Source organism: Halomonas sp. CSM-2 (genome assembly GCF_002119345.1).
GTDB classification, from domain to species: Bacteria; Pseudomonadota; Gammaproteobacteria; order Pseudomonadales; family Halomonadaceae; genus Vreelandella; species Vreelandella janggokensis.
The window spans coordinates 39,621-64,199 of record NZ_NBYR01000015.1; the positions used below are offsets into that span (position 1 = coordinate 39,621).

Annotated in this window: 21 protein-coding genes; 5 read left to right on the forward strand and 16 right to left on the reverse strand. The window is 57.6% G+C overall.

Annotated features, from left to right (window positions below):
• Positions 1-5 precede the first annotated feature (5 nt).
• The 4 genes from B7L15_RS13855 to B7L15_RS13870 are packed head-to-tail and all read right to left on the reverse strand — an operon-like array spanning position 6 to position 5,405.
• Positions 6-2,762: a sensor histidine kinase gene (locus B7L15_RS13855; RefSeq protein ID WP_085919542.1), complete on the reverse strand. Its 2,757-nt coding sequence runs from the start codon at positions 2,760-2,762 to the stop codon at positions 6-8.
• A gap of 2 nt (positions 2,763-2,764) precedes the next feature.
• Entirely contained in the window at positions 2,765-2,974 is a 210-nt protein-coding gene (locus B7L15_RS13860) for a hypothetical protein (protein ID WP_085919543.1), read from the reverse strand.
• Entirely contained in the window at positions 2,971-5,034 is a 2,064-nt protein-coding gene (locus B7L15_RS13865; protein ID WP_085919544.1) for a 3'-5' exonuclease, read from the reverse strand. Before B7L15_RS13865 ends, B7L15_RS13860 begins: the two co-directional genes overlap by 4 nt.
• Positions 5,031-5,405, reverse strand: coding sequence for a response regulator transcription factor (locus B7L15_RS13870; protein WP_085919545.1), 375 nt, complete (start codon positions 5,403-5,405; stop codon positions 5,031-5,033). Before B7L15_RS13870 ends, B7L15_RS13865 begins: the two co-directional genes overlap by 4 nt.
• A gap of 203 nt (positions 5,406-5,608) precedes the next feature.
• Between B7L15_RS13870 and B7L15_RS13875 the strand changes: the two genes are divergently transcribed.
• Positions 5,609-6,700 (forward strand): tRNA-queuosine alpha-mannosyltransferase domain-containing protein, encoded by a 1,092-nt coding sequence (locus B7L15_RS13875; RefSeq protein ID WP_085919546.1) that lies wholly within the window; start codon positions 5,609-5,611, stop codon positions 6,698-6,700.
• Here the strand turns inward: B7L15_RS13875 and nth are convergent, their stop codons facing one another.
• From nth to B7L15_RS13935, 12 genes are all read right to left on the reverse strand, one after another.
• Entirely contained in the window at positions 6,701-7,339 is a 639-nt protein-coding gene (gene nth / locus B7L15_RS13880; RefSeq protein WP_085919547.1) for an endonuclease III, read from the reverse strand. It abuts the gene before it with no gap.
• A 14-nt stretch (positions 7,340-7,353) separates the two neighbouring features.
• On the reverse strand, positions 7,354-8,055 hold the full coding sequence (locus tag B7L15_RS13885) for an electron transport complex subunit E (RefSeq protein ID WP_085919548.1): 702 nt from the start codon (positions 8,053-8,055) through the stop codon (positions 7,354-7,356).
• Positions 8,052-8,690: an electron transport complex subunit RsxG gene (gene rsxG / locus B7L15_RS13890; RefSeq protein ID WP_085919549.1), complete on the reverse strand. Its 639-nt coding sequence runs from the start codon at positions 8,688-8,690 to the stop codon at positions 8,052-8,054. The genes B7L15_RS13885 and rsxG overlap by 4 nt, the downstream gene beginning before the upstream one ends.
• Positions 8,687-9,724 carry an RnfABCDGE type electron transport complex subunit D gene (locus B7L15_RS13895; protein WP_085919550.1) on the reverse strand — a complete coding sequence of 346 codons (1,038 nt, stop codon included), beginning with the start codon at positions 9,722-9,724 and terminating at the stop codon, positions 8,687-8,689. The genes rsxG and B7L15_RS13895 overlap by 4 nt, the downstream gene beginning before the upstream one ends.
• Positions 9,721-11,373 (reverse strand): electron transport complex subunit RsxC, encoded by a 1,653-nt coding sequence (rsxC, locus tag B7L15_RS13900; protein WP_085919551.1) that lies wholly within the window; start codon positions 11,371-11,373, stop codon positions 9,721-9,723. The genes B7L15_RS13895 and rsxC overlap by 4 nt, the downstream gene beginning before the upstream one ends.
• Positions 11,357-11,965 carry an electron transport complex subunit RsxB gene (gene rsxB / locus B7L15_RS13905; protein WP_085919552.1) on the reverse strand — a complete coding sequence of 203 codons (609 nt, stop codon included), beginning with the start codon at positions 11,963-11,965 and terminating at the stop codon, positions 11,357-11,359. The genes rsxC and rsxB overlap by 17 nt, the downstream gene beginning before the upstream one ends.
• A gap of 8 nt (positions 11,966-11,973) precedes the next feature.
• Positions 11,974-12,555 (reverse strand): electron transport complex subunit RsxA, encoded by a 582-nt coding sequence (gene rsxA, locus B7L15_RS13910; RefSeq protein ID WP_085919553.1) that lies wholly within the window; start codon positions 12,553-12,555, stop codon positions 11,974-11,976.
• Positions 12,552-14,153, reverse strand: coding sequence for a sensor domain-containing diguanylate cyclase (locus B7L15_RS13915; protein WP_085919554.1), 1,602 nt, complete (start codon positions 14,151-14,153; stop codon positions 12,552-12,554). The genes rsxA and B7L15_RS13915 overlap by 4 nt, the downstream gene beginning before the upstream one ends.
• A gap of 93 nt (positions 14,154-14,246) precedes the next feature.
• Entirely contained in the window at positions 14,247-16,283 is a 2,037-nt protein-coding gene (metG, locus tag B7L15_RS13920) for a methionine--tRNA ligase (protein WP_085919555.1), read from the reverse strand.
• Between the two features lie 66 nt (positions 16,284-16,349).
• Positions 16,350-16,631: a hypothetical protein gene (locus B7L15_RS13925; protein ID WP_085919556.1), complete on the reverse strand. Its 282-nt coding sequence runs from the start codon at positions 16,629-16,631 to the stop codon at positions 16,350-16,352.
• A gap of 98 nt (positions 16,632-16,729) precedes the next feature.
• On the reverse strand, positions 16,730-17,911 hold the full coding sequence (locus B7L15_RS13930; protein ID WP_085919557.1) for a 1-acyl-sn-glycerol-3-phosphate acyltransferase: 1,182 nt from the start codon (positions 17,909-17,911) through the stop codon (positions 16,730-16,732).
• Positions 17,912-17,982: 71 nt separating this feature from the next.
• Positions 17,983-18,927, reverse strand: a complete 945-nt coding sequence (locus tag B7L15_RS13935; RefSeq protein WP_085919558.1) for a recombination-associated protein RdgC — start codon at positions 18,925-18,927, stop codon at positions 17,983-17,985.
• A gap of 179 nt (positions 18,928-19,106) precedes the next feature.
• Here B7L15_RS13935 and B7L15_RS13940 point away from each other — a divergent pair, with 179 nt between their 5' ends.
• The 4 genes from B7L15_RS13940 to pheA all read left to right on the forward strand — a co-directional run bounded on the left by B7L15_RS13940 (position 19,107) and on the right by pheA (position 24,575).
• On the forward strand, positions 19,107-19,544 hold the full coding sequence (locus tag B7L15_RS13940) for an acyl-CoA thioesterase (RefSeq protein ID WP_085919559.1): 438 nt from the start codon (positions 19,107-19,109) through the stop codon (positions 19,542-19,544).
• A gap of 153 nt (positions 19,545-19,697) precedes the next feature.
• Complete coding sequence (gyrA, locus tag B7L15_RS13945; RefSeq protein WP_085919560.1) at positions 19,698-22,391, forward strand: DNA gyrase subunit A; 2,694 nt, start codon at positions 19,698-19,700, stop codon at positions 22,389-22,391.
• Positions 22,375-23,478 (forward strand): 3-phosphoserine/phosphohydroxythreonine transaminase, encoded by a 1,104-nt coding sequence (gene serC, locus B7L15_RS13950; RefSeq protein ID WP_085919561.1) that lies wholly within the window; start codon positions 22,375-22,377, stop codon positions 23,476-23,478. The genes gyrA and serC overlap by 17 nt, the downstream gene beginning before the upstream one ends.
• Positions 23,479-23,483: 5 nt before the next feature.
• Positions 23,484-24,575, forward strand: a complete 1,092-nt coding sequence (gene pheA / locus B7L15_RS13955) for a prephenate dehydratase (RefSeq protein ID WP_085919562.1) — start codon at positions 23,484-23,486, stop codon at positions 24,573-24,575.
• The last annotated feature ends 4 nt before the right edge of the window (positions 24,576-24,579 follow it).

Below are 24,579 nucleotides of genomic sequence, written 5' to 3' on the forward strand. Positions count from 1 at the left end.
TGGGATTATGCCGATGACTCTGTCGCCGTAGGGTGATCAGGGGCGGGCGGCAGCTCCAGTGTCAGGCATGCACCGCCCAGAGTCCTGGCATCTTCAACCCAGAGGCGTCCACCCAGATGGGCAATAATGCCCCGGCTGATGGGTAGCCCGAGCCCGCTTCCCTTGGGGCGGCCGTGGGGAATATCGCCGTCCTGCTGTATCTGATGGAGTTTTTCAAATACCCGCTCGCGCTCATCAACGCTAATTCCCGCGCCGTTATCTTCCACGCTTAAGCGGAAATGATGGCGGTGACGGTATAGGCTCAGGCGCACCATGGGCTGATGGCGATCAGCAAACTTGCCCGCGTTATCGAGCAGATTGATGATTACCTGTTCCAGGCGGTCCTGATCGCCGATCACCATGGCCGGGTCGGCCTCAAGACTCATCTCAAGCTTGATCCCGCGTTCTTGATGCAGGTGTGCAATGGTATCCACACTGCGCCGCGCCAGCGCAGCCAGGTCAAGAGGCACCGGGTTAAGCGTTAAGCGGCCGCTCTCCAATCTGGCAAGATCCAGAATTTCTTCTATCAGGCGGGATAGTCGCTGGCTTTCATGAACGATGACGCCCAGAAAGTGCTGGCGCTTTTCGTCGGGTAGCTCGCTGTTATCACGCAGAATCTCCGCAAAGGCGCGGATCGAGGTGAGCGGTGTGCGCAGTTCATGGCTGACCATGGCGACAAACTCATCTTTCAATCGGTCCAGCTCGCGCAGCCGTTCATTGGCAGCGCGTAATTCTTCGCCGATTTGCGCCAACTCTTGGGACTTTTGCTCCAGGCGGCGGTTGTACTCAAGGGTTTGCGAGGTGGTATCCAGAATGCTCAGAATCGACTCGATATCCAGCGCTTCGCCGCGTACCACCGAGTTGATCAGAACCCGGGCAGAGGCGCTGCCCAGCGACCCGGCAAGGGCCTGCTCGGCGCGGGTAATCAGCTCGGCGTTGGCGGGCTCATCTGCTGCGAAGGCATTGTCGGCGCGGTTCTGACGGAAGACGCGCCGCGTTGCCTGGTTGCCTAGATAGCGAATGAGCAACTCGCTAAGCGCCCCTTGCGTCGTTTGCCCTCGCCAGAGTGGGGCGGTTTGCAGGTTGGGGTGCATCGCTTCGGTGAACAGTGCTGCCTGGGTCTGTTCAAGTGGTGTGGGGCGGGTAAATAACGAAATACCCACCAATAGCCCGACGTTGGCCAGCATGCTCCAGAGTAGCGAATGGGTATAAATATCCCAGTCTTCGAGACCGAATAACCCATAGGGGATCAGCCAGGCGATTCCCCAGGGGCCCTCGGTAAGCAATCCGGCATCCAACCAGCCGGACTGGGCAAAGCCTGGCAGCAGCAGCGTATAACACCAGACCACGAAACCCGCGATTAATCCTGCAGCGGCGCCCTGGCGAGTGGCACCACGCCAATAAAGGCCGATGAGCAGCGCCGGGGCAAACTGAGCCGCGCCGGCAAAGGACACCAATCCAATAGTGACCAGGCTATAGGAGTCGCCAATCAGCGCATGGTAGAGGTAGCCGAGAAGCAGAATCAGCACAATGGCCACCCGGCGGATGCCGAGCAGCCAGCCAGCAAGTTCGCCCTTGGTGCTCAGGTGCAGCCGCCGCGAGCGCAACAGCAGCGGCATGACCAACTGGTTGCTGACCATGGTGGAAAGCGCAATCGTCTCGACGATGACCATGCCGGTGGCGGCCGAGAGACCGCCTATAAATACCAGCAAGGGCAGCCCTTCCAGCCCGGCGGAAAGTGGCAGCGTCAACACAAAGCTGTCGGGGTCGCCAGCACTCACGCCCAGGAGCAGTCCCGCCAACGCAATGGGAATCACGAACAGATTGATCAGCAGCATATACAGCGGGAACAGCCAGCTTGCCCGGGTGAGATGCTGCTCATCGACATTCTCGACAACCAGGACCTGAAACTGGCGCGGTAGGGTTAAAAAGGCCAGAAAAGCCAGTACCAGCATGCCTACCCAGCCGGTCGCGCCGCCAGGCACACTATCCAGGCGCATGCTGCCGGCCAGGCCGGGCGTTGCGGCCACCTGGTCAAACAGCGCACCAGGCCCTTCAAACATGACAAAGACGACGAACACGCCGACGGCCATGAACGCCACCAGCTTGACGATCGACTCCAGCGCAATGGCTGCCACCATGCCCTCATGGCGTTCGCTGGCATCCAGGTGGCGGGTACCAAACAGGATGATGAAAACGGCCAGAACCAGAGCGACCCAGAGCGACTTATCCATCCAGAAGTGTTCATCGACAAGGGTGGTGTCGGCCGCAGCGGGGTAGTTGATCAGCACCGCATGGCTGACTGTGATCGCTTTTAACTGCAAGGCGATGTAGGGCGTGATGCTGATCAGGGCCATCAAGGCGACGAGGGCGCCGAGGCTGCTGCTTTTGCCGTAGCGGGCACTGATAAAATCGGCAATCGATGTGATGCGCTGGCGAGCGGCGATGCGCACCATTTTGCGGATGATAAAGGGCGACAGCAGCATTGCAAGCGTGGGCCCCAGGTAAATGAGCAAAAAGCTGGGCCCATGCTCGGCGGCACGCCCCACGCTGCCGTAGAAGGTCCAGGCAGTGCAGTAAACGGCGATGGAAAGCGCATAAACCGTGGGGGAGCCGATCAGTGACCGGCCCTGTTCTGCACGACGATCTCCCCAGGCAGCGACCACGAACAGCAGGGCCAGATAACCAAAGGCGGTGCCCAGAATAATAGGGTCAGTGCGCATGGTCAGCGGCCTGCACGGTGTTCCATCAGCCATGCCGCCAGGCCGATGATGATTGCCCAGGCGCTAAATAGATACAGGGATAGCCAGCCAATGTGGGGTGAGGGAAGGCGGTCAACCACAATGATCAGCGGCGGGCAAAACAGCACCAAGGCAATGGCAACTAGAGCGACCAGGCGTTCTGTTTTGCGTGATTGAGGGCCTGAAGGTGTCATGAGGCGCTGGCATCCTCTCGGTCGAAGGCATTGGCCTGGAGGGCAAGTAGTTGCTCCAGAGTATTGATGCCTCGGGCTTCCAGGCGTGGTAGCAGGGCAAGCCAGAGTTCGGCGGTGACGCGCGCATCACCCAACGCCGTGTGACGTGTGCCGGGCGGGAAGGCCAGGTCGTAGCGCTCGGCGAGGCTATCCAGGTCGTGTCCATCCAGCGCTTCGTCCAGTGCGCGCGAGATGAGGAGGGTGTCGATCACGGGGAGATCAAAGGTCACCCCTTGATGACTGATGGCGAGTAAGTCAAAAGCGGCATTATGGGCCAGCAGTACCGCTTCACCGGCATAGTCGCGAAAACGGCTAAGCACAATATCCAGGGGGGGCGCGCCGGCCACATCGGCATCGGTAAGGCCGTGAATGGCGGTACTGGCCAGCGGAATAGGCCGCTTGGGATCCACTTTTTGATCGAAGACGTCGCTTGCCAGCAGGCGTGCGTTAACCACGCGGCAGGCCCCAAGGCTGATCACGGTATCCCCTCGGCGCAGTTCAAGCCCGGTGGTTTCGGTATCAAATGCCACCACGTCCAGGCTGCGCAGCGAGCGGCTGGCGAGAGCTTCATCCGGCGGTGGCAGGTCGGCAATCCCAAAGTCATGGAATTCGGGGCGCGGCGGGGCGGTTTCTCGTGGGGCGCCTACACGGTCCATGGCGGGTAGTGGAAGGCGCAGGCGGGCATGAACGCCATCATCGTCGGTCAGGCTCCAGATATCGCTGGCATGCTGGCGCAGTACGTCGGAAACGATGGGGCTCAGCGGCAGAGAAGGCAGCGGTTGTTGCCGCCACTCGGCCAGCTCATGCTCGGGTAACGCCTTGCCCTGCCAGATAAGGTCTAGATAGACACGCTTATTACCCAGGCACATCTCGCCTTCAAAGCCGCTGTCGGGCAGGTGCGCATTGAGATGCTTGACCAGCGAATCAAACAGCGCAATCAGAGCCGGCGCGTCGCCCTTGAACCAGGCAGGCATGCCGACGGGGGTAATCAGGCGGTGCTCGGGGTCAAGGCGTTCGTCCAGGGCTTGCCAGAAGTCGTTTGACCACATGGGGGTCAGGCGTTCGCCCTGATGCTGCATGGCATCCAGTAGCTGGCCGATTTGGGCAACGTTGTCGCCAAGTGTGGCGCCTTCCTCCTGGATGACGCGTTCAAGACGCTGGCGTAGCGATGAGGTTTCCAGGTCGCCTTGATGACGAAGCTGGATCAGCGCGTCCGCGGCACTGGTCAGGCTCGCGGTATGCTGGCGAAGGGGCGTCAACATGTCAGCAAGCTCCGCTCTTACCCCCATTTCGTTCGACCAGGAGGTGGTCGCGTCACTGAACGTCAACAGCGTTTCGCCATCGCTACCCGGGACGCGGCGTAAAATGACCTTTAGCCAGCGGTTGTCACAAGGAGAAAGCAGCTCACGGGGGGCGCCATCGTTGGGTAGCTGGCTGATCGCCTGCTGCAAGCTCGCTACCGGCAGTAGCGCTTCCAGGCGTTTGCCCAGGCCGAGGCCGGTATTATCGGCGAAAAAGTCTTCGGCTGCCTGATTGAACAGCATCACACGACGATGATGGTCACATAGCAGGAGAGGTGTTTCGAGCACCTGCAACAGGGTTTCAAGCTCCTGGCGAATTTTGGCGGCGCTGCGCGCGCCTTCGGTATGCGCCGTGGCCAGGCGACTGCGGTCTTCACGCCAGCTCTCGCGGACCCGCTTAAGGTCTGGCCCCAAGCCTTTTAGCCAGCCTTCGGGCGGGTATTCATCGCGTGCATCGGGGTTGGCCACCAGGCGTGCCAATTGGACCTGCAGGTGGCGCAAGGGGGTGAACAGCATGCGTTCAAGCAGCAACCCCGCCAGGAAAATCGTGGCGCCGCCAGAGAAACTGCCCAGCCACAAGGCGACTCGCGTCGCCCCACTTGGCGCCAATTGGGCATCCAGCCACGCAGCAAAGACAGCCCCGCCCAGCAGGCTGATGCCGCTAAGCAGAAGCCACAGGCCAATCAATCGCTGGCGTTTGGGCAGCCCACCTCTTGTCATGGGTTGTTTCCTGTCAGCAGTGCGTTGACTTTTTCGACCAGTGCCTGGGTAGAGAAAGGCTTGGTAATGTAATCATCAGCTCCCAGTGCCATGCCTTTTTCCCGCTCCACCTCGCGGCCATGGGCGGTCAACATAATGATGGGGAGTGTTGCAGTGTCGGGGGCTTGGCGTAACTGCTCCAGTACATCGAACCCACTGATACCCGGTAAGCTGATGTCCAGCAAGATTAGATCCGGCTTGCTTTGTTGCACATGCACAAGTGCTTGCTCGCCGTCTTCTGCCGTCATGACCTCGAAGCCTCCTTGCTGCATAAGAAACTCAAGCGAGATTAAGATGTTGGGTTCGTCATCGACCACAAGCACTCTGGCCATTGTGCTCTCCATGGATTAAAGGTGTTGGGGCGGACCGAGTTGCCCGGTTATTAGCCTGAGTGTAGGTAGGCGAGCTGGCTGCGCCAAGACGACCTTGGTAACAAAGCGATGGCTGTGGATTTTCAATAGGTAGCCTGCGGCTGTGATGACAAGCAACGCCTGGGTATTACACAATTGTATTAACGCTACCCAACGAGACCCTAATGAACGCTCCCTTGAATCGCCGGAAGCGGGTTTTATTGCTATCCGCCTATGATGCCGTGAGCCATCGCTACTGGGCCGACAGCGTGATTCGTCACGTCGAGACTGTCGAGTGGACGCAACTGCGCTTGCCAGCGCGGCATTTTCGCTGGCGTGTCCGTGGTAACCCATTAACATGGCTGCTTAAAGAGCGGGAAACGCTGAGTCAGTCCTATGATGTGGTGCTGGTAACCTCGATGGTGGACCTGGCGACGTTAATCGGCTTGTTCCCTTCGCTGGGCCAGGCGCACAAGATCATCTATTTTCATGAGAACCAGTTTGCCTACCCTGTGTCGGAAGCGCAGCACTCCTCGGTGGAAGGCAGAATGGTCAATCTGTATTCCGCTCTGGCGGCCGATACGGTGATTTTTAATACCGCCTATAACCGCGACTCCTTTGTCGATGGCGCGCGCGCCTTTTTAAAAAGGATGCCCGAGAATGTACCGGCGGTAAAACCTCTTGAGGCGCTGCGACAACGCGCCAGAATACTGCCTGTCCCGATCATGCCCCTTGATGGCGGGTACCACGGCCAGCGCCATCCCCGGCGAATTCTATGGAACCACCGCTGGGAGTACGACAAGAACCCTGAGGACTTTTTCGAGGTGCTTTTTGAACTGAGCGGCCAGGGTGTGGCCTTCGAGCTTGCAGTGGTGGGGCAACGCTTTCGTCATGTCCCGCCGATTTTTGCCGAGGCGGAGCAACGACTTGCGTCACATATCACCGCCTGGGGGCCGCTGCCGGAAGGGCATTATCAGGCCGAGTTGGATAAAGCCGGTATCGTGGTGTCAACGACGTGGCACGAGTTTCAAGGGTTGGCGATCATGGAGGCGGCCCAGCGTGGCGCACGACCGTTAGTGCCAGACCGTCTTTGCTTTCCGGCACTTTACCCCAGGGCGTATTGTTACGATGGCACCCGAGGTGGGCTTTACGATCAGTTGTACCGCTGGCTTACAACGCCGACAGACCAACCGGAGCCATTGAATACGGCTCAATGGGAGTGGCCAGCATGGCAGGCGGCCTATTCGTCCCTGCTGGAGGAAGATGCATTTGAGTGATCAAGCAATCTCGGTTTTTTCTTTATAGTCGCATAGATCTTCTATGATGCAGCTGCCGCATCGCGGCTTGCGGGCAACGCACGTATAACGGCCGTGCAGGATCAGCCAGTGGTGAGCATCCTGCAGAAAATCCTTGGGCACGTGGCGCAACAGTTTTTGCTCTACCTCGACGACGTTTTTACCCTTGGCAATGCCCGTTCGATTGGCAACCCGGAAAATGTGCGTATCCACCGCCATGGTCGGTTGGCCGAAGGCCGTATTCAAAATGACGTTAGCCGTCTTGCGTCCCACGCCGGGCAAGGCCTCAAGCGCAGGACGGGTTTGAGGCACTTCCCCATTGTGCTGTTCGACCAGTTGATGGCAGGTTTTCATCAGGTTTTCGGCCTTGGTGTTGTACAAGCCGATGGTCTTGATATGGGTTTTCAGGCCATCGATACCCAGGTCGATAATGTCCTGGGGCGTGTTAGCGACAGGGAACAGGCTGGCGGTTGCCTTGTTGACGCCTACATCGGTGGCCTGGGCGGAGAGCAGCACCGCGGCGAGCAACTCGAAAGGCGTATGCCAATTGAGCTCAGTTGTGGGGTGAGGGTTCTCTGCCTGCAGCCGGGCGAAAATTTCATGACGCTTTTGGGCATTCATGGTCAGTCTCTGGGTTATTTAATCGTCCCCGTGACGCGGACACGGCGCTGTTCACGGGGGGTGATGGTCTTGGGTTGTGACGATGCCTCACGGCGTTGGTCAATGCTGTTTTTCAGCGCGATCAGCAGCCCCGCGACGAAAAACGCGCCGGGAGGAAGTACAAAAAACAGAAACTGATAGTCGTCGATCAATGTCAATCGCCAGCCATCGGCCATCGGCCCGAACAATAGCGCCATTTCCCGGAACAGCGTCCCCTGGCCCAGCAGTTCGCGTAATGCGCCTAACACCACCAGTACAGCGCCAAAGCCGAGCCCCATCATCAAACCATCAATGGCGGCAGGTAACACTGGCTGGCGCGAGGCAAACGCCTCGGCACGGCCCAGAATGGCGCAGTTGGTCACAATCAGCGGAATAAAAATCCCCAGCACCTGATAAAGCGGGTAGGCGTAGGCGGCCATGAGGAGCTCAGCGCACGTGACAAAGGCGGCAATAATCATCACAAAGGCAGGCAGGCGGACGGCGCTGGGTACCTGGTGACGAATCAGCGATACGGTGGTGCTGGCGCCGACCATGACGACCAGCGTGGCCATGGCCAGCCCCAATGCGTTGACCACGCTCGCACTGACAGCCAATAACGGGCATAGCCCCAGCAGTTGAACCAGCGCCGGGTTGTTTGACCACAGTCCTTCACGCGAAAGCTGGCCAAGTTGGCTCATCGCTTTGGCTCCTCTGCTTGCCGCTTGGGTGTATTGTCAAATAGTGCATGGTTGGCCGCATATTGTAGGGCACTGTGTACAGCATCGACCACAGCTCGGGGGGTAATGGTGGCGCCAGTAAAGGCATCAAAATGACCGCCATCTTTTTGTACTGCCCAGTCTTCGGTGGCTAGCGAATCCAAGCGTAAGCCATCGAAGTCAGTGATCCAATCGCTACGGCGGCGCTCGATGTCGTCGCCCAGGCCTGGGGTTTCCTGATGCCGGGTGACGCGAACCCCACTGATTCGCTGTTGCTCATCAAGCCCCACGAGCAGGTGGATGTCGCCGTTATAGCCGCGTCGGGTGACCACCGGTAACACGACAGCGCGTTGCTGGTCGTTTTCCACTTGCCAGCCGGTCACACCGCCGGGGTAGCCGAGTTTTTCAGCATCGGGCAACGAAACGGAGGATACCGTCGCCCGATGGGTAAGGGCTTCGGGCAGAACGGCCTGGCGCTGGCGTTGCTGATAGGCTTGCTGGTGCGCGTCGATACGCTCGGCAGTCAATGCCCTCAGCGAGGCGACACTGCCCGCCGTGATCAAGGCAAACAGGCCTAACGTCAGTGCACCGCGCAGCATGGCGTTGAGGGTGCTCATGGTTGTGCCCTGCCAGTAGCGGCTTGCGATTCCGTCGTGGCGGGCACCGTGTAAATATCCAACAGCGGTACGCACAGGTTCATGAGTAGCACGGCAAAGGCGACCGCATCGGGGTAGCCGCCCCAGGTACGAATCACGATGACAAGCAGGCCGATCCCAGCGCCGTAGATCAGTTTGCCGCGCTGGCTGGTGGCCGCGGACACAGGGTCGGTGGCAATGAAAAATGCGCCAAATAGTGTCGCGCCGGTGAACAGGTGTAGCCAGAGTGAGGCGGCTTCATCGGGGGTGAATAAGTACAGCAACGCGGCGGCGGCTGTCATGCTGCCAAGCATGGCGACGGGGATATGCCAGCTGATCAGGCGTTTGGCAAGCAGCAGTGCGCCGCCCACTGCCCAGGCCGCCGAAATCCACTCCCACGCAGTGAGGGTGGCTCGGGGTAGCGGCGGGTTAGCCCAGAATTGGCTGGCGGATACCTCCTCGGCTTTATGTTTGAACGCGTCCAGCGGTGTTGCGCCGCTTAAACTGTCAATCTGCTCAAGCGAGGTACTGCCCATGATCTGGCTGGCAAGCGTATCGGGCCATAGCGACTGGGGCGTCGGCCACAGGGTCATGTAGGTGGGAAACGACACCAGTAACAGGGCATAGCCCACCATGGCGGGATTGAAAGGGTTGTTTCCCAGCCCGCCATAAAGGTGCTTGGCGACCACGATGGCCGCGACCATGCCGATGCCGATCAGCCACCAGGGACTGGCAGGGGGTAACGACGCGCCGAGCAATACGCCAGTGAGTAGCGCGCTGGCATCATTGAGCGGCCGCAAATTGCGCTGACGCAGCCGCAGGACAAGGGCCTCCAGCCCCAGCCCGAAAGCGGCGGCGAGGACGACGTTGCTGACCACGCCCAGGCCGAAAAAAAACGTCATGGTGGCAAGGCCGGGCAGTGTGGCAATGATCACCCAGCGCATGATGCCCCCGGTGCTGGGCATTGTCGTCAAGCGGGGTCGGTCGTCTACCTGGGACGCGTGCAGCATACTTATGAAGTCTCTTGGGGTTCGCCTGCTTCACGAGCCTCGGCGAGGCGTGCCTCGGCTGCCTGCAGATTTTCCTGGGCGGTGGCCAACTGAATTTCGAGGTCGTCGTTGGGCTGTTCAGGGTCTTGCTGGGCAGCCCGCGCGAGGTTCTTCTCGGCTTTCCTGACCGCGGCTTTGGCGGCGGTTTGCGCGATGCGTAAACTTCGCAGGTCGGCTGGAGGAGAAGCGCCCTGAGAATCGGATTGCTGAGTCGACTGCCTGGCAAGTCGTGCCTGCCGACGCGCTTGCTTTTCTGCATCCTCGCGGGCGAGCCGCGCCTGGCGCCATTCAAAGCGATGCTTGGCATGCTCAGCCTTGGCGGTTTCCAGTTGCTGTTGGCGAAGCCGGGTTTTAGCCTGACGATAGTCGGCAACCAGGGGAATATGGCTCGGGCAAACGTAGCTACAGGCATTGCACTCTATGCAATCGAACAGCCGGTAGTGAGCCAGCTTGGTATCGTCCTGAGCGCGCGCATACCAATGCAACTGCTGGGGTAATAAGTTGGCCGGGCAGACCTCTTCACACGCGCCGCAACGAATGCAGGGCGATTCGGGCGGCGCAGGCGGGAGCTCTTGCCGCGTGGCAGCAATCAAGCAGTTGGTGGTTTTGGTCACCATGCCTTCAAGGTCGTCAAGCGGCGTACCCATCATGGGGCCGCCCTCGATCAGTTGATGAAGTTCTGCCCGATTCAGGCCGGCCTCGTCGAGCAGGGCGGCCATCGGCGTACCGATCCGTACCCAGCGATTACCCGGGTCGGCGATGGCCTCACCGGTCAGTGTCACCAGTCGTTCAACCAGCGGTTCGCCATCGCGAACCGAGCGCAGGGCTGCCAGGAGCGTGCCGGGATTTTGGCAGAGCACGCCCACGTCAGCGGGTAACCCCTGGTCGGGCACGTCGCGGTTGAGTAGCGATTTAATCAACTGGCGCTCGCCTCCGCTGGGGTAACGGGTGGCGATTACGCTGACGGTCACACTGAGCGGTTGGCTTTCTGCCATCGCTTGACGCAGGGCGCTTATCGCCTCGGGCTTGTTATCTTCAATGCCGACAACGATCTGCTTGGCGCCACAAAGCGAGGCGATGAACTGGGCACCTTCCAGCACATCCGAAGTGTACTGCTGCAGCGTAAGGTCATCCACGGTGATATAGGGTTCACATTCGGCGGCGTTGACCACCAGGGTATCGATGCGCTGGCGCTCGCCGATTCGGGCCTTGATATGAGCAGGAAAACCCGCGCCGCCGAGCCCTACCACGCCGCTTTGTTCCAGGCGCCTAAGCAGTTGATCAGCGCTTTCGGTACGCCACTCAAGCGGCGTCAAGCGTTGCCAGGTATCAACGCCGTCACCGTCGATGGTGATGGTATGGCGATCCACCTGGGTGACCTGGCCGCTGATGCTGGCATGCAAAGTGGCTGAAATCATGCCGTCGCCCCTGGCGATCGGCGTGCCAACCCTGACGCTATCACCCACGGCGACGGTCGCCAGGGCAGGGCGACCGGCATGCTGGTCCAAATGCAGCACGACTTGATCGGGCAACCTTGCATGACGCACCGGCCCTTGGGAGCGCTGTTTGCGTTCGGGCGGATAGACGCCGCCATGAAACTCAAAGGTGCGTGCCATGAGGCATCTCCATTGACGAGCGGCGGTCACTGGCAATCACCTGGGGTGGATAGGTGACGGGTCGCCATTGGTCCAACGGCGTACTCCGCGGCAGCATATCAATGCAATCGACCGGGCAGGGGTCAAGGCATAAATCGCAGCCTGTGCACTCATCTTCGATAACGGTGTGCATCTGTTTGGCGGCGCCAATGATCGCGTCCACCGGACACGCCTGGATACATTTGGTACAGCCAATGCACTCATCCTCGCGGATGAACGCCACCAAATCCTCACTCGGGGCTTCACCATCCAGCGGTTCAGGCGTGCGGCCCAACAGGTCGGCGAGGGCGGTAATGGTCGCTTCGCCGCCGGGCGGGCACTTGTTGATGGCATCACCCTGGTTGATGGCTTCGGCATAGGGGCGGCAGCCAGGATAGCCACATTGCCCGCACTGCGTCTGTGGCAGCAGGGTATCAATCTGCTCGACCAGGCTGGATTCATCTCCCTTGAAACGCTCGCTAACGGCGCCCAGCAGGGCACCAAACCCCACGCCTAGCGCGGTGAGCACCGCAATGGCGCTGAGCAGGCTGATGATCGAAAAGGCATCACTCATCGACGCACCTATCCTTGGACCAGGCCAGAAAAGCCCATGAAGGCAAGTGACATCAAGCTGGCCGTGATCATGGCAATGGCGGCACCTTTGAAAGGCCGGGGCGTATCCGTCGTGGCGAGGCGTTCGCGCATGGCGGCAAAGAGTACCAGTACCAGGGAAAACCCAACCGCGGCGCCCAGGCCGTAAAGGGTGGTGGCAATAAAACTCAGATCGCGATTAAGTGACAGTAGGGCAACGCCAAGTACCGCGCAGTTGGTGGTGATCAAGGGTAAAAAAATACCCAGTACACGATGCAGCAAGGGACTTAGCTGGCGCACCATGATATCGGTGAACTGGACCACGGCGGCAATCACCACGATAAAGCTGATGGTGCGCAAATAGGTAACGTCCAGGGGCACCAGCAGTCCATGGTAGACCACGAAACTGGCGGCGGAGGCCAGGGTCAGTACAAAGGTGGTGGCCAACGACATACCCATCGCCGATTCAAGTTTATTGGAAACACCCATGAACGGACATAAACCAAGAAACTGCACCAGCACAAAATTGTTGACCAGCGCGGTGCTGACCAAGATCACAAAGAGCTCATTCATTGCGGAGCATTGTGTTCAGGCGTCAGCCCACTGGCTAGCTGGGGGCTGAAGAATGCCACCTGGTGTCGGCCCGCTTCCTTGGCCAGATAGAGCGCCTGGTCGGCGCAGCTGACCACCGCACTGGGTGACTGGGATTTAGCGTCTTTTTGCATGGCAATACCGACACTTATCGTGACGAACGGTTTAACGGGTGAGGTTGAATGAGGAATCTGTAAGCCATCGATCGCCGCCAAAAGCTGTTCCCCAATGCCTCTTGCCTTATCGGGCGAGATGTGGGGAAGCAGGGCGCAGAACTCTTCTCCGCCGGTTCGGGCAATGAAAAAGTCTCTCGTTCGGGCGAGACTGTACATGGCCTCGGCAATACGTTGCAAGCAGACGTCCCCTTCGGGATGCCCATAATGGTCGTTGTAGAGTTTGAAGTGATCAATATCCAGCATCATCACGGCAACTGAGTCTGAATCGGTACTGGTGTCGCTGAAGGCAGTTTCAAGTTGCTGGTCAAAGAGCCGCCGGTTGGGCAGCCCTGTCAGTGCGTCATGCGTGGACATCTTCAGAAGTTCATCATTGAGCTGTTGCTGGCAGGTAAACTGTTCCTGAAACGCTCGTGACAGCAATCCTATTTCGTCGCTTCGTCTGGTGAGCTTATGTACATCCGTCTTGTGTATATCCAGCTGTTGAGTAAATTGGGTAAGTAAACGCAACGGCTTAAGTACAATTTTCTCAAGCAGCAGTAGTACCACGGCAATGACCAGAATCATTAGGACAGCCGTCCACAACAGGACATAGCGAAAGGTGGTCAAGCTAGTTAAATAGCTAGTGCGATTGAGCTCTATGCCTATTCCTAGTGAAACGGGGGTTAGTGGACTATAGATGGGTAAGTAACGTTCGGCATGAACGATGTTACCAGAGAAGCTAAGAGCATCACTGCTTGAGGCGGCCTCCCGGATAAGGCTCAGGTTGATAGGCAGCCCCGTGTATTCTTCCATGAAGCTAAGCCATTCGCCGTCTAAGGCGCGTGTCTTAAATAGCCATCCCGCCGGTGAGCCACTTTTATCGGTGCGTAAAATGGGGGTGGAGCCCACCATTACAGGCTTCTGGTCAGCGTAGATAGCGCTTTGATCTGCTCTATCCCCATCAATGGCTGACTGCATGCGGTTCACCCAAGGCTCCATCCAGGCACATTCATCGTTAGGCGTTTCACATGTTTGGTAGTTGCCCGTCGTCGGGTTAATACCGGCTAAAAAGTAGACTTCTCCAGCATTATTGAAAAACGCCATCAGCTGATAGCGCATATCGTCAAACATTTCCTGACTGAAGTTGACGTCTTTGTAGCGGGGATAGTCACCTTGGACAAACTGATAGGTATCATCCCAATGAGCCCAGTCACGCACCTGGGCAAGCAGTTGCTGCTGCTCAAGCTGAAAGCTGCGCTCAACGCGATCTAATTCTCGTTTTACGGCCTGGCGCTCTTCAGCTTGCAATGCCGGAAAGATGACCGATGAACTGATCGCGGCCAGTGCAACGATTGCACAGATAAGTAATCCGCCAAGAGCAGCGAAAAAGCGGAAACGCAATGAGCGTGGAATATGCCGGTGCATAAAGTGAACCAAAAGTGTATGGGTACTAAATAAGCGCTTATAAAAAAGGGGCGAAGGCTGGGTGCCTTGCCCCTTTTACTGCCGGATACCTAGTTAGGTGACACGCTGACCCGGTTCCGCACCAGAGTCCGGCGAGAGAAGATAAATGCCGTCTTGGTTAGCCGATGCCAGTACCATTCCTTCCGACACACCAAAGCGCATTTTGCGCGGCGCGAGGTTGGCGACCATGACGGTTAAACGGCCTTCCAGTGCTTCCGGGGCATAAGCGGAGCGGATACCCGAAAAGACATTACGGGTTTCGCCGCCCAGGTCGAGCGTTAGTTGAAGCAGTTTGTCCGCGCCCTCGACGTATTGCGCCCTGGCGATACGCGCGATGCGCAGGTCAACCTTGGCAAACTCATCGAAACTGATTTCTGCCGCGATGGGGTCGTCTGTCAAGGGGCCCTTGGGGGTTTCCTTAAGCTTTTGCTCTTCCACGATATCCTCCTTTGAGGCATCGATCATGGCGTCAATCTTGTCGCGCTCGATGCGCTGCATGAGGGGTTTGAATTTGTTGATGTCATGGTCGACAAGCACCTCTTGACGGCTCTCCCAGTCCAGCGACTCCACATTCAGGAAGACTCTTGCCTGGTCAGCCATGCCGGGGACTACCGGTGCAAGGTAAACCATCAGTTGGCGGAACAGATTAATGCCCACCGAGCAGATGTCGAGCACTTCGTCATCCCGGCCTTCCTGCTTGGCGAGCACCCAAGGCTCTTTTTCAGCAATATAGGTATTGGCCTCGTCGGCCAGCTCCATGACGTGGCGCATCGCGCGGCTAAATTCGCGCGCTTCAAAGTCCTGGGCAATGCTGTCGCCAGCAGCGATGAACCGGGCGACCATCTGTGGCTCGCTGCAATGGGCGGATAAGCGACCGCCGCCAAGCTTTTTGACAAAGCCGGCGCAACGGCTGGCAATGTTGACGACTTTGCCGACCAGATCCGCATTCACCCGGGCGGCAAAATCGTCAAGGTTGAGGTCAAGGTCATCGACCTTGGACGTCAACTTGGCGGCAAAGTAGTAGCGCAGGTATTCAGGGTTCAGGTAGTCGGCGTAGGTGGCTGCCTTGATAAAGGTACCCCGCGACTTCGACATCTTGGCGCCGTCCACGGTGACAAAACCGTGGCAGTTAACGGCGGTTGGCGTTCGAAGGTCTGCCCCCTCGAGCATCGCCGGCCAGAAAAGCGCGTGAAAATACACAATATCCTTGCCGATAAAGTGATAGATCTCGGCATCCGAGTCTTTTTCCCAGTAGCTGTCGAAGTCAATGCCCTCTCGCTCGCAGAGGTTCTTGAAGCTCGCCAGATAACCGATCGGCGCGTCCAGCCAGACGTAAAAGTATTTGCCGGGGGCATCGGGGATTTCAAAACCGAAATAGGGGGCGTCTCGGGAGATGTCCCACTCGTTAAAGCCCGACTCAAACCACTCCATCAGCTTGTTGCGAATCTGCGGCTGTACATGGCCATCGTTAATCCAGCGCTGCAGGAAATCAGCAAAGTCCGGCAACTTGAAGAAGTAGTGCGTGGAGCTGCGGACTTCGGGCGTGGCCCCTGAAATCGCCGAGACCGGATTTATCAACTCGGCTGGCGTATAAGTAGCGCCACATTTTTCGCAGTTATCGCCGTACTGATCGTCCGCACCGCATTTTGGGCAAGTGCCTTTGATGAACCGGTCAGCGAGAAATAATCCCTTGTGCGGGTCGAACATTTGTTCAATTTCCCGCGTGGCGATATGGCCCTTGTCGCGTAAGCGCTGGTAGATCAGCTCGCTGTAATAGCGGTTTTCGTCGGAATGGGTTGAGTGATAATTGTCAAAGGCAACGCCGAAGCGCGCAAAGTCGGCTTGGTGATCGCGTGAAACCCGGTCGATTAATGCCTCAGGGGAAATACCTTCCTGCTCGGCGCGCAGCATGATGGCGGTGCCGTGTGCGTCGTCGGCACATACGTAGTGGCACTGCTGACCACGGCTTTTCTGAAAGCGCACCCAAATATCGGTTTGGATATATTCAAGCAAGTGGCCCAGATGGATAGCGCCGTTAGCGTAAGGCAGCGCGCTGGTAACCAATATGCGGCGCGAGGAGGTAGTTGACATGATGAACGAAGATCCCGGTCAGGCATTAACAAAAAGATAAAACGGTGAGGCGGCTCAAGTAACTGACTAGTAGAGCGCCTGTTCCTCTTGAACCACTTCACGCAATAGCTCTAAAAACAATTTATCCGCCTCAGAGTGCTCGGTTGGGTCTTCAGGGATATGCACGCTAGTGGTATCAGATATTTGGTTGGCAATACGCGCCATGACGGCGGGGCTGTTGCCCTCGGCCAATTCTTCTCGGGCAATGGTCAGCGACTGCTCAAGAATTTTGGGGTCTTGCAGCAGCTTGCGAATAAAGCCGCGGAGCTCATTGATGATACGGGTTTTCTGGATTTCTGAAGCGGACATGGGGTTCTCCTTCATATCGCGACGAGCATGGCGTCAAGCGAGGCCACTAAATACCTCGACAATAGCATTTTTTCTGCCAACGAGCATGGCGTGTAACCTCAGTGGGTTAAACGCCCCGCCTTGTGTTTAACCGGGTTGGCGTATTGTGCCAGCCAGTAAGGCCGCAGCGGTTCCGGCACGTTTGCCAGTCGCGCATTGAAACGCTCTCTGTCTTCACGGGTAATGGTGCGACGTGCCACCAGTTCAGGGGCATCCCCAAGGGCTTCCAGCGCCAGATAATGGCTGGGAAAAAGTCGGTAACCGCCAATCACCTGCCGGTCAATTTCAGCGGCGACTTCATCGGGGGTGGCCATGTCGGCCCCCACGGGCGTGCCGAATCGCAGTTGAACACGGCCCTTGGTGCCGGTGATGCCAGCCACAATAGATTGAATGTCTTCGAATTCGCTTTTCGCGTAATGGCCCTTCGTGTCGATATCGTGAAGTTCCTGGGCTTTTTGCAGGTCGCAAGGATCATATTCGTAACTGATCGAGACGGGCACAAGCTTAAGCTCGGCAATGGCATCGCCAAATTGAGCGTCACGATTGCTGAGGCGACTCGCAATGGTCAGCATCTTGATGATGGCAGGGTCGGTCCGGTCAATCCCGTTTTTGGCTCGACCTTCCCGCTGAGCCATCCAGATCGAGTGTTGATCCTCGGTAATCGAATGGCGGATATAGGACGAAAGTTTCTGGTATGCGGCCAGCATGGCGCGCTTGCCACGTGCACTGCGAGGGACGATGAAACTTTTGTTGAGCCGCATGAGATCGGTGACGTAGGGCTTTTTCAATAAATTGTCACCAATCGCAATACGCACCGTGTCCCGATCAGCCTGGTAGAGAGCGTAGTTGACGAAAGCCGGGTCCAGCGAAATATCCCGGTGATTACCGATAAACAAATAGGCGCTATCAGGATCCAGTTTGTCCAGCCCGGCAACCTCGAATGCATCGGTTGTGGTGCGGATCATGCGCACCATATAGCTGGCGATGCGCATCTGGAATTCACGCACGCTGGTGACGCCCTTGACTTCCCGGCGCACCGCTTGACTGGCAATGGCACGTGCCAGCGGGGGTGCCCAGCGAGCCAGGCGGGGCAGCCGGAAGCGGGTAAGCGCATTTAGCAACTCGTTATCCCGCGAAAGCTTGGCAAGCACGTCAGCCACTTCATGATCCATGTAAGGGCGGACATCCGCCCAGGGGTCTGATGGCATCGAGGCGGTCGAAGCGTTATTGTGATGTGTCATGCGATCCGTAAGATTTCTTCAATAAAATCAAATGTATGAGCGATAGTCGTTGACCTCGGGGCGCGACCTGATCAAGCCGGTGAAGGTTCTCGCTGTACTGGTTCTTGCTGTACTTCCCCGCCGAGCCAATCCATCAAGCGCACGATGTCGTCAGACAGGGCATTCGCCATGAGAATAAAGTCGGTCTCAAGCCGTGCGAGCGCGTCGTCGCCATCATCAGCTTGGTCAGCTTCTTCAATCAGGGCATCACCGAAGCGTAGCGACTTGAGCGCCAGGTCATCGTGTAATACCAAGCTTAGGCGACCTTCGATGTGAATGGCGAGTTTACTGGCTTGTCGCCCACTCTCGAGAAGTTGCTGGATTTCGTCGCTATCCAGGTCGACTTGTCGGGCACGCAGTACGCCATCGTCGCCTTTGGCCTTCAGTTCTACCTGGTCGCCCAGTTGAAGGTCAGCGGGTCGACTGGCGGGGTCGCCAAGCCAGGTCGTCATTGCCCGCATGGGCAGCGTCTGGGAGGCGAGCGGGGTAACGCTCAAGGTGCCCAGGGATTCGCGCAGCAGGTCGAGAATATCTTCCGCCCGGGTCCGCGAACTGGCATTAACACCGATTAGCTGGCGTCGAGTATCCCACCAAACATCAATTTTCTGACTGCGTACAAAAGCGCGAGGTAACAGCTCCTCGGTGACTTGCTCCTTGAGAGCGGTTTTTTCCTTGCGGGTCACCTTGCGGCCTTCACTTGCCTCAATGCTTGCCACCTGTTCGTCGACATCCTCTTTGACGACCGAGGCCGGCAGAAGGCGTTCCTGACGCAGCGCCGACAACAGCCGATGCCCCTGGATTTCATGCAGGCGCTGGCCGCTGCCCAGGCGCCCGGCGGGCGCTGTCCAGCCCAGGCGGCGGGCGTCGGCATTACCCAGAGGTGCTGCTGCGTGAGCATCCAGTGCTTCACTGAGCGCCTCATGATTTAGTTCAGGAGCGCTGTGTATTCGATATAAGTGCAGGTGTTTAAACCACATGTCGCCTGTCCTGTGTAAAAGGTGGCACATTATGTCGAAAGCGGCGCTGTCCTACCAGCATCGTCGCAAAGCGGTTCATTGTTGCGAGTGTTTCAAACTTGTGTTTGATTGGGGTCTCGCTGGCCAAGTCACGCCGGTCAGTCACTATCGTTATAAACCCGAACAATGGAGGAGCCCTTATGTCAGTCGAATCAGTGTCGAGTACCCAGCTGCGCGTGCGTGGCTATCACCTGGATGGCTATGGCCATGTCAACAATGCCCGCTACCTGGAATTCATGGAAGAAGGGCGCTGGGCATTTTTCGATGAACATCCCGCGCTAATGAAAGAATTGCACGCCGCCGGGCGGGCGTTTGTGGTGGTGAATTTAAATATTGATTACCGAGCCGCTGCCGTTCAAGGCGATGACCTGGTGGTGGTGACGGGGATTATCGATGTCGGTGATCGAAGTGCGGTATGCCACCATCAGATTCGCCAAAAGGACGGCCGTATGGTGGCCCAGGCGGATCTTACCTTTGTATTGCTGGACGTGCAGGCCAACAAGGCGAGCCCCATTGACGGCAATGTCCGCGAGACACTCGATGCGTTAACCGTCGACAAGTCGATATTTGCCGATTGAAGCGTCTCGGCATTGCGACTGACTGCCCTTGATGCAAATGCAGTGGTATGATGGGGAATTATTTGGGCGCCGCTATGCTGTGTCTTTTCAGGCCGTATTTATAAGCGCTTTCAACTCTCGCAGTGCCAATGCAGTGCAAAGGATCTGACTTTCATGGGTGACATCGCCAGAGAAATCTTGCCCGTCAATATTGAAGACGAGCTCAAACAGTCGTACCTCGACTATGCGATGAGTGTCATTATCGGCCGCGCGCTACCTGATGTGCGTGACGGCCTGAAACCTGTTCATCGGCGTGTGCTGTTTGCCATGCATGAGCTGAACAATGACTGGAATAAACCGTACAAGAAGTCGGCGCGTGTCGTCGGCGATGTGATCGGTAAATATCACCCGCACGGTGACAGTGCGGTATACGACACCATTGTTCGCATGGCACAGCATTTCTCCATGCGCCATGTGCTGGTCGACGGTCAAGGCAATTTCGGTTCGATAGATGGCGACAATGCGGCCGCCATGCGTTACACCGAAGTGCGCATGGCACGCTTGGCCCACGAGCTACTTGCCGACCTGGAAAAAGATACCGTCGACTGGGTTGATAACTATGACGGTACCGAGCGCATCCCAGACGTTCTGCCCACCAAGGTTCCCAATCTGTTGATCAATGGGTCCTCGGGAATTGCCGTGGGGATGGCGACCAATATTCCGCCCCACAATATGCGCGAGGTGATCGACGGCTGCCTGGCGTTAATCGATGACTATACGCTCAGCGTCGATGATCTGATGCAGTATATTCCCGGGCCGGATTTCCCTACCGGTGGCATCATCAATGGCCGTGCGGGCATTCTTGATGCCTATCGTACCGGGCGAGGGCGTGTTTACGTGCGCGCCTGTCACACCATCGAGCATGATGATAAAACCGGTCGCGATCACATCATCATTACCGAGTTGCCTTATCAGGTTAACAAGGCGCGCTTGATCGAGAAGATCGCCGAGCTGGTCAAAGAGAAAAAGATCGAAGGCATCGCCGAACTGCGCGATGAGTCCGACAAGGACGGCCTGCGGGTGGTGATCGAAATCAAGCGGGGCGAGTCCGGTGAGGTCGTGGTGAATAACCTCTTCGCCCAGACGCAGCTGCAGAATGTCTTCGGTATCAACATGGTGGCGCTTGAAAACGGCCAGCCACGCACGTTGAACCTCAAGCAGATGCTTGAAGCGTTTATCCGCCACCGTCGTGAAGTCGTCACCCGTCGAACGCTGTTTGAACTGAAGAAAGCCCGTGAGCGCGGTCACATTCTGGAAGGTCTGGCGGTGGCGATTTCCAATATTGATGAAGTCATTGAACTCATCAAGGCATCGCCCAATGCGTCCGAAGCGAAAGATAAGCTGTTGGCGAATGTCTGGCAGCCAGGTCAGGTGACCAGCATGCTGGAGCGCGCCGGGGCCACTTCGTGCAAGCCTGAAGACCTTGACGAAGGCTTTGGTCTTAATCCCAGCGCGACCGAGTACCGCTTGTCGCCGGCCCAGGCTCAAGCCATCCTGGAACTGCGTCTGCATCGGTTGACCGGCCTTGAAACCGAAAAGCTGCTCGATGAGTACCTTTCCATCCTGGAAAAAATTGCCGAGCTGACCGAAATTCTTGCCTCGCCGGACCGCCTCATGGAAGTGATCCGTGAAGAGCTGCATGCCGTGCGCGATCAGTTTGGTGATGACCGTCGCACTGAAATCCAGGCCAGCCACCTTGATCTTTCGATGGAAGATTTAATTGCTGAAGAAGACATGGTGGTAACGGTCTCGCGTTCAGGCTACGCCAAGACACAGCCACTTTCCGATTATCAGGCCCAGCGCCGCGGTGGTCGCGGCAAGTCTGCCACGGCCATGAAAGACGAGGACGTGATCGAGCACCTGCTGGTGGCATCGACCCACGACACGGTGCTGCTGTTCTCCAATCGCGGCAAGGTGTACTGGCTTAAAGTCTACGAAATGCCTAACGCGAGTCGTGGCTCCCGTGGCAAGCCGCTGGTCAATATGCTGCCCCTCGAGGAAGGTGAGGCGGTCAACGCCATCTTGCCGGTGCGCGATTATGACCCTGATCATTATATCTTGTTTGCCACCGCCCAAGGGACGGTCAAGCGCACCAGCCTTGAGCAGTTCTCCCGTCCACGCAGCGTAGGCCTGATCGCGATTGACCTGGAAGAAGGTGACCGCTTGGTGGGCGCGGCGATTACGTCGGGTTCCGACCACGCCATGCTGCTGTCTTCCAACGGCAAAGCAATCCGCTTCGAGGAAGGTAATGTAAGGGCGATGGGCCGGACAGCTCGTGGTGTTCGCGGTATGCGCCTGGCAGACAAGGCGGAAGTGATCAGCTTGATCATTCCCAAGACGCAGCAGATTGATGACGGTGAAGACGATGCATCAGACAGTGCTGTCGATGGTCAATCCGACGCCGGTCATATCTATATTCTCACCGCGAGCGAGAACGGTTACGGAAAACGTACCCGTCTTGAAGCCTTCCCGCTTCGCGGTCGTGGCGGCCAGGGCGTGATTGCCATGCAGACCAGTGAGCGTAACGGTTCCCTGGTAGCGGCCATGCAGGTCTATGACAGTGACGAAATGATGCTGATCACCGACCGCGGCACGCTGGTCCGCACGCGTGTGGAAGAGGTCTCGACCACGTCGCGTAATACTCAGGGGGTCATGCTGATTCGTCTCGGTAAAGAAGAAAAGCTGGTTAAAACCGTGCGTGTCGAAGAGCCCGAAGAAGGCGATTTTGAGACGTTGGAAGAGGCGGAGACAGACGACGCCAACCATAATGACGCACAGGATGCCGGAGCCGATGACACGTCGTTATAATTTTTGTGCGGGGCCTGCCGCACTGCCTGAAGCGGTATTGGCACGGGCCCGGGATGAACTGCTCGATTACCAGGGCCGCGGCTTGTCGGTGATGGAAATGAGCCATCGCAGCGATGAGTTTGTGGCAATTGCCGAACAGGCGGAAGCCGATTTACGTGAGTTGCTGGGAGTTCCCAGTAACTACAAGGTGCTGTTTCTGCAGGGGGGCGCAAGCCTCCAGTTTGCTATGCTGCCGATGAACCTCTTGGGTCAGGGGGGGCGAGGCAACTTCATTCAAACCGGTATCTGGGGCAAGAAAGCGTTCAACGAGGCCAAGCGGCTTGGTTTTGACTGTCATGTGGCAGCAAGTAGTGAGTCGAATGGCCATACGGCGGTGCCTGCGGCAGACACATTGAAGATCAGTGACGACGCGGCTTATCTGCACTATACCTCCAATGAAACGATTGGCGGGCTGGAATTTGATTACACGCCACACGTGCAGCGTAACGATGGCACCAGCGTACCGCTGGTCTGTGATATGTCGTCCAACATCCTTTCCGGGCCGCGGGACGTCAGTCAGTTCGGGGTGATTTATGCGGGCGCGCAGAAAAACATTGGCCCGGCGGGATTGACGTTAGTGCTCGTGCGCGACGACCTGCTGGGTAACGCGCAGCCCACCATTCCCTCTTTGTTTGACTATCAATTGCTTGCCGAGGCAGGGTCCATGGTCAACACGCCTCCGACCTATGCCTGGTATCTGGCGGGACTTGTTTTCCAGTGGTTGAAAACGGATGTCGGTGGCCTGGCGGCGATGGATGCGATTAACCAGCGCAAGGCTGAAAAACTGTATGCCGCCATTGACGCCAGCGACTTGTACAGCAATCCGATTGCACGTCATAACCGCTCTCGCATGAACGTTCCTTTTGTGCTGGAAGACGCCAGGCTTGATAACGCCTTCTTGAAAGAGGCCGATGAGGCGGGGCTCTTGAATCTGAAAGGGCACCGCAGCGTGGGTGGCATGCGCGCCAGCCTGTACAACGCCGTGCCAGAGGAAGCGGTGGACGCTTTGATTGCCTTCATGGCAGATTTCGAACAACGAAGGGGCTAATCACCATGGCCGACACGTCGATCAATCTGGACGCGCTGCGCCAGCGTATTGACCAATTGGATGATGATATTCTCCGCTTGATCAGCGAGCGGGCGGACTGCGCTCAGCAGGTCGCGCATATCAAGCTCGCCGAGGATGAGGAAGCGGTATTCTATCGGCCCGAGCGCGAAGCCCAGGTGCTACGCCGTATTATGGCGTTAAATAAAGGCCCGCTGGATGCTGAGGAAATGGCGCGCTTGTTTCGCGAGATTATGTCCGCTTGCCTGGCACTGGAAAAGCCCATCAAGGTGTCCTACCTGGGCCCGGAGGGGACCTTTACCCAGCAGGCGGCGCTGAAGCATTTCGGGGAAAGCGCGATTAGCCTGCCGATGGCCGCCATTGATGAGGTGTTCCGCGAAGTTGAAGCCGGAGCGGTCAACTATGGCGTTGTCCCGGTAGAAAACTCTACGGAAGGGGTGGTCAATCATACGCTCGACACCTTCATGGATTCCTCGATTCGCATTTGCGGTGAAGTGGTCCTGCGTATCCATCATCACTTACTGGTCAGCGAAACGACCCGGCGGGATAAAGTCTCGCGTATTTACTCCCACCCTCAATCCTTTGCCCAGTGTCGTAAGTGGCTTGATGCCCACTTTCCTCATGCGGAAAGAGTGCCGGTTGCTTCCAATGCCGAAGCCGCCAAATTGGTGAAAACCGAGTGGCACAGTGCAGCGATTGCCGGCGACATGGCCGCCAAACTCTACAATCTTGAGCGTGTCGCCGAAAAGATTGAAGACCGTCCGGATAACTCCACGCGGTTTTTGATTATCGGTAACCAGGATATTCCCATGTCGGGAGAAGATAAAACGTCGATTGTGGTGGCGATGCGCAACCAGCCGGGGGCCCTCCATGATCTGCTCGAGCCGTTTCATCGTCACCAAATCGACATGACCCGCCTGGAGACGCGCCCTTCGCGTACCGGGGTCTGGAACTATGTCTTCTTTATCGACTTTAAGGGGCATCGCGACGAGCCACGGGTCACCGCTGTGCTGGAAGAAGTCCAACTGCGAGCCGCCGAGTTGCGTGTGCTGGGTTCCTACCCCCAGGGCGTGTTGTGACGCC

Bases quoted from the DNA above. Each gene is read 5' to 3' on its own strand.
- B7L15_RS13855 (WP_085919542.1), bottom strand. From the start codon at position 2,762: ATGCGCACTGACCCTATTATTCTGGGCACCGCCTTTGGTTATCTGGCC.
- B7L15_RS13860 (WP_085919543.1), bottom strand. From the start codon at position 2,974: ATGACACCTTCAGGCCCTCAATCACGCAAAACAGAACGCCTGGTCGCT.
- B7L15_RS13865 (WP_085919544.1), bottom strand. From the start codon at position 5,034: ATGACAAGAGGTGGGCTGCCCAAACGCCAGCGATTGATTGGCCTGTGG.
- B7L15_RS13870 (WP_085919545.1), bottom strand. From the start codon at position 5,405: ATGGCCAGAGTGCTTGTGGTCGATGACGAACCCAACATCTTAATCTCG.
- B7L15_RS13875 (WP_085919546.1), top strand. From the start codon at position 5,609: ATGAACGCTCCCTTGAATCGCCGGAAGCGGGTTTTATTGCTATCCGCC.
- nth (WP_085919547.1), bottom strand. From the start codon at position 7,339: ATGAATGCCCAAAAGCGTCATGAAATTTTCGCCCGGCTGCAGGCAGAG.
- B7L15_RS13885 (WP_085919548.1), bottom strand. From the start codon at position 8,055: ATGAGCCAACTTGGCCAGCTTTCGCGTGAAGGACTGTGGTCAAACAAC.
- rsxG (WP_085919549.1), bottom strand. From the start codon at position 8,690: ATGAGCACCCTCAACGCCATGCTGCGCGGTGCACTGACGTTAGGCCTG.
- rsxC (WP_085919551.1), bottom strand. From the start codon at position 11,373: ATGGCACGCACCTTTGAGTTTCATGGCGGCGTCTATCCGCCCGAACGC.
- rsxB (WP_085919552.1), bottom strand. From the start codon at position 11,965: ATGAGTGATGCCTTTTCGATCATCAGCCTGCTCAGCGCCATTGCGGTG.
- rsxA (WP_085919553.1), bottom strand. From the start codon at position 12,555: ATGAATGAGCTCTTTGTGATCTTGGTCAGCACCGCGCTGGTCAACAAT.
- B7L15_RS13915 (WP_085919554.1), bottom strand. From the start codon at position 14,153: ATGCACCGGCATATTCCACGCTCATTGCGTTTCCGCTTTTTCGCTGCT.
- metG (WP_085919555.1), bottom strand. From the start codon at position 16,283: ATGTCAACTACCTCCTCGCGCCGCATATTGGTTACCAGCGCGCTGCCT.
- B7L15_RS13925 (WP_085919556.1), bottom strand. From the start codon at position 16,631: ATGTCCGCTTCAGAAATCCAGAAAACCCGTATCATCAATGAGCTCCGC.
- B7L15_RS13930 (WP_085919557.1), bottom strand. From the start codon at position 17,911: ATGACACATCACAATAACGCTTCGACCGCCTCGATGCCATCAGACCCC.
- B7L15_RS13935 (WP_085919558.1), bottom strand. From the start codon at position 18,927: ATGTGGTTTAAACACCTGCACTTATATCGAATACACAGCGCTCCTGAA.
- B7L15_RS13940 (WP_085919559.1), top strand. From the start codon at position 19,107: ATGTCAGTCGAATCAGTGTCGAGTACCCAGCTGCGCGTGCGTGGCTAT.
- gyrA (WP_085919560.1), top strand. From the start codon at position 19,698: ATGGGTGACATCGCCAGAGAAATCTTGCCCGTCAATATTGAAGACGAG.
- serC (WP_085919561.1), top strand. From the start codon at position 22,375: ATGACACGTCGTTATAATTTTTGTGCGGGGCCTGCCGCACTGCCTGAA.
- pheA (WP_085919562.1), top strand. From the start codon at position 23,484: ATGGCCGACACGTCGATCAATCTGGACGCGCTGCGCCAGCGTATTGAC.